The sequence below is a fragment of the Anaerococcus tetradius ATCC 35098 genome (assembly GCF_000159095.1).
Taxonomy (GTDB): Bacteria; Bacillota; Clostridia; order Tissierellales; family Peptoniphilaceae; genus Anaerococcus; species Anaerococcus tetradius.
In genome coordinates, this window is the sequence record NZ_GG666366.1 from 1 (window position 1) to 344 (window position 344).

The following is a 344-nucleotide window of genomic DNA, read 5'->3' on the forward strand; positions in this document are numbered from 1 at the left end:
TTTGCTTGGGGATTACTTAAGCAATATATTACCATTTCTAAAAATACGATTTATTGCTATTAATGACAACTATGATTCTTTAAAAGAACAAGGCAATGGCTTAGATACAGATACACAGTTTAAGACATTGTATTATGATTTATTCAGTAAGGAATTATCTGAAAAGGTAAGAAGTTCTATTAGGCAAATTAAATCGCAGGGGAAAAATATAAATTGGGCAGCACCTTTTGGATATATTAAAGATCCTAAAGATAAACATAGTATCATCATTGATGAAAAAACAGCTTTTATAGTTAAAGAAGCTTTTGATTTATTGCTAAAAGGATATTCCTGTATTCAAGTGG

General features: G+C 28.8%; 1 pseudogene. It reads left to right on the forward strand.

The annotated features are described in order from the left end of the window. A pseudogene (locus tag HMPREF0077_RS10205) lies at positions 1-344 on the forward strand (recombinase family protein); the annotation flags it as partial.